The 6,722-nt window shown below is 54.8% G+C and carries 6 protein-coding genes and 1 pseudogene; 3 read left to right on the top strand and 4 right to left on the bottom strand.

The annotated features are described in order from the left end of the window. The 4 genes and pseudogenes from C463_RS06225 to C463_RS20105 form a co-directional block, all read right to left on the bottom strand. Positions 1-527 (bottom strand): annotated as a pseudogene (locus C463_RS06225) (DUF6498-containing protein); the annotation flags it as partial. 1,064 nt (positions 528-1,591) lie between these two features. After that, complete coding sequence (locus C463_RS20110) at positions 1,592-1,957, bottom strand: HNH endonuclease (protein WP_080510781.1); 366 nt, start codon at positions 1,955-1,957, stop codon at positions 1,592-1,594. A gap of 336 nt (positions 1,958-2,293) precedes the next feature. Continuing rightward, entirely contained in the window at positions 2,294-2,563 is a 270-nt protein-coding gene (locus tag C463_RS06220; RefSeq protein WP_049905632.1) for a homing endonuclease associated repeat-containing protein, read from the bottom strand. Positions 2,564-2,694: 131 nt separating this feature from the next. Further along, complete coding sequence (locus C463_RS20105) at positions 2,695-3,045, bottom strand: HNH endonuclease (protein ID WP_394295261.1); 351 nt, start codon at positions 3,043-3,045, stop codon at positions 2,695-2,697. A 177-nt stretch (positions 3,046-3,222) separates the two neighbouring features. On the opposite strand from C463_RS20105, the gene C463_RS06215 reads away from it, so the two are divergent. From C463_RS06215 to C463_RS06205, 3 genes are all read left to right on the top strand, one after another. Beyond that, positions 3,223-4,671, top strand: a complete 1,449-nt coding sequence (locus C463_RS06215) for a cytochrome ubiquinol oxidase subunit I (protein ID WP_049905631.1) — start codon at positions 3,223-3,225, stop codon at positions 4,669-4,671. Next, complete coding sequence (locus tag C463_RS06210) at positions 4,664-5,665, top strand: cytochrome d ubiquinol oxidase subunit II (RefSeq protein ID WP_008442089.1); 1,002 nt, start codon at positions 4,664-4,666, stop codon at positions 5,663-5,665. Before C463_RS06215 ends, C463_RS06210 begins: the two co-directional genes overlap by 8 nt. Before the next feature lie 616 nt (positions 5,666-6,281). Then, complete coding sequence (locus C463_RS06205; protein ID WP_008442087.1) at positions 6,282-6,629, top strand: hypothetical protein; 348 nt, start codon at positions 6,282-6,284, stop codon at positions 6,627-6,629. The last annotated feature ends 93 nt before the right edge of the window (positions 6,630-6,722 follow it).

Raw genomic sequence — 6,722 nt, 5'->3', positions numbered from 1 at the left:
CGATCCACCTCCTTGACGACAAAAAGTGAGATTATCGTGACTTCAGAGATCGCGAACCCCGTGCCGTCATCGGATTCAACAGAGCAGAACAGAACGATGCCAGCAATCGCGAGTCCAACTGAAGGGGGCAGTGCTGAAATCAGTTCAGAATTGAAAAAAATAGCTCTCATGAGTACTCCAATGAGGAGCGCGATAAAGACGGCCTTGTCCCCGACAAATTTGATATTCCGCCAGTAAATCGGCGGAAGAAAAGAAGTTGGCTGAACTGGAGTAGGCTCCGTGTTCCACACGTCTCCATCACGGTCATCTACTGGTTGTGGAGTGAACAACGCGACGGCAAGAAAGAGAGAACAGATAATTGCTACTTCAATGATATATATGACGACGATTTCAACGAGACTCCACTCAAACATCATTACTCCAATAATGAGTGCGAAATTCAGGATGAGGCCAGACACGAACTCACGGGACTCTGTGAGTACTCCGAGGACCGTGTCAGTAGCCGACTTCCAACTGTGCTCTCTCATACACACTCAGGTATTCGAAACTCGTTCATTTTGCTCTGTTGAATAGCGATCTCTGTATTACTGAAACGCGCTTAATTTTGAGACCACTAGCGGTAGCCACGAGTAGGTCTGTGGCTGCGGCACGCCGACGGAATACCCCGGTAACAGCTTCGGCAACTCTACAAGACCTGTCAACTGACCCTGAGAACGAGACTGACACCACAGTCTCATAGGCTCTCCGCCAGCACACGCCAGCCGTTCAAAGATAGCCTTCAACGACGCTAACCACACCGTTTCCAGTTTCGATCTTGGCACACTCATTCGGATCGCTGCCGAGAAGACACTCTGCGCGGTCATCCACATCGTTATCCAGTCGGACGTCTACTCGGTATACCGCGCGGTCGAGACGNCTCATTCGGATCGCTGCCGAGAAGACACTCTGCGCGGTCATCCACATCGTTATCCAGTCGGACGTCTACTCGGTATACCGCGCGGTCGAGACGAGTCTGGATGCTGATGGTGTCTCGTGGACCGACAGAGACAGTCCGAGTAAAGGCGGTTTTGCCGTTGTGGTCGGTGATTGTGATATGAACATCGTGGGTAGCATCGTCGTAATTCCTGAGTACCAGACTCTCAGCACTGACTCGACGTGTATCTGGGTTTCCTGAGTGGCCGGTTGCGCGATGCTCAACGCAATAAGCCTCTTTTACGGGCATGTACGAATCGTAGAGGTCCACTCCGTAATAACTGGAGTCACCGTTACAGAATGTGAAACACCGATTCTACGACTCTGCTGACCTATGTCGGTCCTGTCACTAGCCCAGAATGTCGACACCCAAGACAATGTACCAAGGTCCGTCAAATTCCATATGGAAACCACATCGTTCCACGAGACGAGCGAGTTCTCGCTGCTTCTGCCCTGAGCTCAGATTCACCCCAACATAGTGTCCGCCAGTTAACGCTTAACGTTGCTTCATTTCTTTCTCACCAGTTCTGTTGAAATCCTTAAGAAGAGACAGGATCAGTGTGCGAGATACAGAGGACTGTATTGAGCACATGACCACCGTTATATTCCCCTGTGAGCGTCACGGAGAGCGGGCGGCCATTCTGTGGCGATTCACGGTAGCCAAATGTCCGATTACGATTCCGAGAACACGTTCAACTGACTGTACAATGAGACTACCCCACTCAACCCGGTGGTGGCAGCTCACACAGAGCGTGATGAGGTTCGACAGTCGGTTCGCCTCTTGATGATCGTCGAACGACTCGTACGGAACAATATGGTGAACCTGTAGCTGGTCCTCACTACCGCAGTGCTGACACTCGTGACCATCCCTGTCATGAGTCTTCCTCCGCTGTCGTGCCCAGTTTGGACCACAGTAGTAGTCGTCGTTGTCCTTCCACCGCGGATGGTTCTCCCCTGAATATTCTCTCGCCCGCCACTTGATCATACACTCCTGCGAGCAGAATCGCGTACTCTCTTCTTCGTGTTGCGTTGCCGTGTAGCTATTCTCACACCATTCACAGGTACACGAGACGGGCTTGTGCCCGTTCGGATTCCCGTGACCGCTGTAGGCTTCGACTTTCCACGCAGCACTACACTTGCGGCTACAAAACCGGGAGGGGTCCTTCTTCGCGTGTTTCTCGTCGTACTCCTCACCACAGACCTCACATCTGAGCGTCACTCAACCGTTCCGATGACGTTTGAGACCAGCAGCATCTTGTAGCTCGCCCATCCCATCAAAGTGACCTCGGATAGCGGACCACGTATATTCACCGTGGCCGTTCTATTCCTCTTGGCTAGGCGTCTTCCCCAGCTCGTCAGCGAGGTTCTGATAGTCCTCAATTAGTTCCTCTCGCGTGACAAAGCGTGGATGGTCCTCGCCTTCCATCGTCGGTGGATCCGGGTCGCGTGCGTCGATGTCATAGCGGTTAAGCCAGTCAGAGATGGTTGTGCCCGTACAACCAAGTCGGTCACCAATCTCGGCCATCGATAGGCCCTCATCTACGTAGAGGCGTCGTAGCCGCTCCTTCTCGCGCCACGGAGACTCCGTCATACTCGTAATGTAAACAGATATACACATAAGTTTCGGCGGCACTCACTTACGCTGGTCGGGAGTCAGATGTGGGCACTCCCACGCTAACATGACTGCAAGCGCCGAGACTACTGTGACATGTTGTCGGGTAGTTAGTCGAACACGCGCTGGTGACAGTACGTACAGAGAGTTACTAAATTCCCGAGACCGTTCGCGTCAGCAGGGTTCTCAAAGTCATTAATTCGGGTAACGTGGTGAACGGAGAGTTCCCGCCTGTGGATGAGTCTGCTCGCACCGTCCGTCACGCCACAGAGGACACACTCATATCCGTCGCGTTCTCTTGTTTCCCGTCGCTTTCGTGACCAATTCGGACCGTAGTACGGCTCGTAACCGTCTTTCCAGTTGGGATGAGACTCTCCGGAGACACTGGTGGACCACCACTCCCCCTTACACTCACGGTCACAGAAGTGATGCTCACTACGAGTGGCCTGCGCAGGAATCACTTCTTTCTTGTGGATAGTGCCGCGATTCAGAGTTCCGGCCTCTGCCTCCGGCGCTACCAGTGAGCGTTTCGTATTGGCTACAAAAACTACGGTTTTGTGGATATAAATTGCCGTAGTACAGTTCTCGAATGAGAGAATTACACAACTTCTCTTTTACTTCCGCGGGGAAACAGAGCTATGTTCTCGACGGTGCTTCCCGATGTCTTGATTCAGGGATGGGCGCTACAGCTCTCACCGGAGCTTGCGAGTCGTGCGCAGTTCGGCTGGACGATCAGCGTTCACATCATTTTCGCCTCGCTCTCGGTCGGGCTGGCGCCGTTCATCGTCTACTTCACTTGGAAAGACGTTCGGACCGACGACGAGCGGTTCACAAGGCTGCGATCATTCTGGGTAAAGGTGTTCGCCGCCGGATTCGTCATGGGAACGGTCACCGGCATTCCGATGAGCTTCCAGTTCGGGACGAACTTTCCACAGTTCGCTGAGGTGGCTGGGGAACTGATCGGTGGGCCGCTCGCATTCGAAGCGAAGATGGCGTTCTTCCTTGAGGCTGTTTTCCTCGGAGTATTGCTGTTCGGTCAGGAACGCGTCAGCGATCAGACCTACATCCTCTCGTCGGTACTGGTGGGAGTCGGGGCTTGGTTATCGGCCTTCTGGATCCTGATCGTCAACGCTTGGATGCAGACTCCACAGGGTTTCGAGATGATCACGCGTAACGGTGTGGAGGTCGCGAAGCTAACTGACCCGCTGGCTGCGTTCTTCACGCCCCGGATGCCGTGGATGTATATACACATGGTCAATGCGTCGGTTATTTCTGTCGCGCTACTGGTCGCAGGGGTCTCGGCGTACATTGTCTGGAAGAAGCGCGATGCCGCCGCATGGAACACTGCGTTGAAACTCGCAGTTATCATCCTGCTTGTCACCGCTCCTCTACAAGCAGTCCATGGTGACGCGTATGGGCGCCACGTCGCAGATACGCAGCCGCAGAAGTTCGCCGCTATGGAAGCCCACTACGAGACCGGCACGGCAGACTTACACCTGCTCGCGTTCCCAAAGAGCATAGACGCAATCACCGATCCGAAAGCTGAGAACCTTTTTACTGTGAGTCTTCCAGGGGTCGGGTCGTTCCTTGCTACCGGTGGTGACTTTGACGCCGAAGTACTTGGATTAAACGAGTACGAGGAGAACCCGCCCGTAGCGATGGTGTTCTGGTCGTTCCGGTTCATGGTTGGACTCGGATTCCTGTTCATCGGGCTGGCACTATGGGGCGGATATCTCATCTACAATGGCCGCCTTTCGGAGAGCAATCGATTCCTGAAGACGATGATCGCTGCGTCGCCGCTCGGCTATGCGGCGCTTCTCACGGGGTGGTACGTCACAGAGATCGGTCGACAACCGTGGGTCATCCAGGGCGAACTCAGAACTAGTGAGGCCGTTTCCTCGACATTGAACGGAACCGAAGCGACTCTGACGCTCGTCGGCTTCGTTGTTATTTACATTGGATTGATCTTGGTAGCTCTTCATGTGCTGCGGTGGCTGGTCGAAGACGAACTCCGAGAACTCGGAGTGAAGGTACCGGACGACGATCGCTGGTATGGTCCTGTCCCGAAGGTGAGCGATGATGACTGAGCTTGTGTTGCTCGTCGACGCGTATCTTGTCGACGCACTCCCCGAGATCTGGTTCGGTGCTGTCATGTTTTCGCTGGCGATGTACATGATTCTCGACGGGTTCGACTTCGGAATCGGAATGCTATACGCGACTCGCGACGACGATCATGAGAAGAAAACATTCTTGACGGCGTTCGGCCCGGTTTGGGACGCAAACGAGGTGTGGGTTGTCGCCTTCGGAACGATGCTGCTAGCGGCATTCCCGCGGGTGTACTCACGAGTCTTGGCCGACCACTACCTGCTCGCGATCGGGTTCGTGCTTGCGCTGCTGTTCCGCGGGCTCGGCCCAGAGATGCGTGAACAGCGTGACGACGAGCGCTGGAAGCGGTACTGGGACTATTCTTTTGTCGGCGGGAGCTTTTTTGCGCCACTGCTGTTCGGTACTCTCGCTGGTCGGTGGATCTTTGACGCGCCGACACTGTCGATGCCGGCACTGCTGACTGGTGTCGGCCTCGTAGCCGTCTCGGTTGCCACTGGGGCGGCCTTTCTGGCAGCTAAAACCAGACCACGGCTAGCGTCCGACCTGCGCATGTACGGGATTATTGCGACGCTGGCGTACTTGATCGGAGCTATCGCTCTGCTGACGACTGTCGTCGTAACTGATTCCGGAGGTACCGCCGAAATCGTTCTTTCGCTTCCCGTAGGTATGATTGTCGTCTTGTCAGCCGTTGCGGGAGGAGGGGGAAGCGTTCTTGCCCTGCGCGGCAAGTACCGTGCTTGGCTGGTGAGCGCACTCGGGCTTCCTGCGCTATTGAGCCTGCTGGTCGCTCTCCTGCTATATCCGACTATTTATCCGCCAACTGGCTTGACAGTTAGAGAAGCGGTTGTCTCACCGCTAGCGCTGAATCTCGTGACGATTCTCGGATTTCCGGCGCTTCTCCTCGTACTGTGGTACTTCAAATTCCTCTATGGCGTGTTTAGCGGTCCGATCGAGGATGAAGGATACAAAAATTGAACCTGTGTACCACCGCATTGGTGTCGACGACTTTTTTCCATCCGTTCGGACGTGGGCCGTTGTGACGGTGAGCTAGCGCGGTTTCTTTATTCAGGCGAGCCCCTGAAATTGAAACGACTGAAGTGGTACGTACAGCGCACACATGTAATCTAAATGCCTGTGACAGTGTATTCGTTTATTATGAGGCAGTACAACACCCTCAGGTATCTTGATTGGGGCCTGATAGGTATCCTCGCTGTCGTCGCAATGCTGTGGCAGCTTTCCATCGGTAATTCGTTCNGAGAGTTAGCAGCGCAGTATTGGCTGGCGGACTCAGTCTCGCAATCAGTATGCGCTTGGCTCGGTGGTATCGTGAGCGGTGACCACGCAGGCGGATTCTATCGGCTAGTTCAGAACCTATTTGGAGAAAATAACCCAATTCCCGTCCTGACTGTATCCTCTGTATACAGCAAGGTTATTGAAATATGTCAAACATTGACTATACCACTATGACCTGCTCCAGGTCTATCGCCGGCGAACAGAGCGTCTACCTCCCGCCGGCATGACTTCGCGCCCTGTTTTTCGTGCCCCCTGTGAGGGCGAGGGCTCCTTCGAAAGCTCTCAGAGGTGACTTCCAGTGAGTCAACAACAGAGTCCCGACAACGTCTCAATCGACGAGATCCCGGTCGATATCGACACCACGCAATCAGCGAAGGTCGAACCCGCCGATGTCCCCGACGAAATCGAATCCATCACCCGGGGGCTCGCCAGTGAGCAGCCGCCGACGAATCCGCTGGTCGTACTGAAAGCGGCCCGGTGGTGGTACATTCACGGCAAGGGCGGCACGGATCCCGCCTTCCAGTGGGCCATCGAGTGGGCGCGTCACCTCGCGACCGACACGCCTAGCGACGTCGAGCGGTTCGACGAGTTCCTCGAGTACCTCGTCACAGTCGGCTTCGCGGACGAACGCCACGAGCTCCGCTGACTGACAGAGCGGTTTTTTGAACGCCCCTGAGGGGTGCGGCGCGGTCTGAACAGACGCAGTCGCCGTGAATTCGATTCGGTGAACACAATGGCT

This window comes from Halorubrum californiense DSM 19288, from assembly GCF_000336875.1.
Classification (GTDB): domain Archaea; phylum Halobacteriota; class Halobacteria; order Halobacteriales; family Haloferacaceae; genus Halorubrum; species Halorubrum californiense.
This window is presented reverse-complemented; position numbering and strand designations above follow the sequence as displayed.

What these genes read in the sequence shown, in the direction of transcription:
- C463_RS06210 (WP_008442089.1), top strand. Translation starts at nt 4,664, where the DNA reads ATGACTGAGCTTGTGTTGCTCGTCGACGCGTATCTTGTCGACGCACTC.
- C463_RS20110 (WP_080510781.1), bottom strand. Translation starts at nt 1,957, where the DNA reads ATGATCAAGTGGCGGGCGAGAGAATATTCAGGGGAGAACCATCCGCGG.
- C463_RS06220 (WP_049905632.1), bottom strand. Translation starts at nt 2,563, where the DNA reads ATGACGGAGTCTCCGTGGCGCGAGAAGGAGCGGCTACGACGCCTCTAC.
- C463_RS06215 (WP_049905631.1), top strand. Translation starts at nt 3,223, where the DNA reads ATGTTCTCGACGGTGCTTCCCGATGTCTTGATTCAGGGATGGGCGCTA.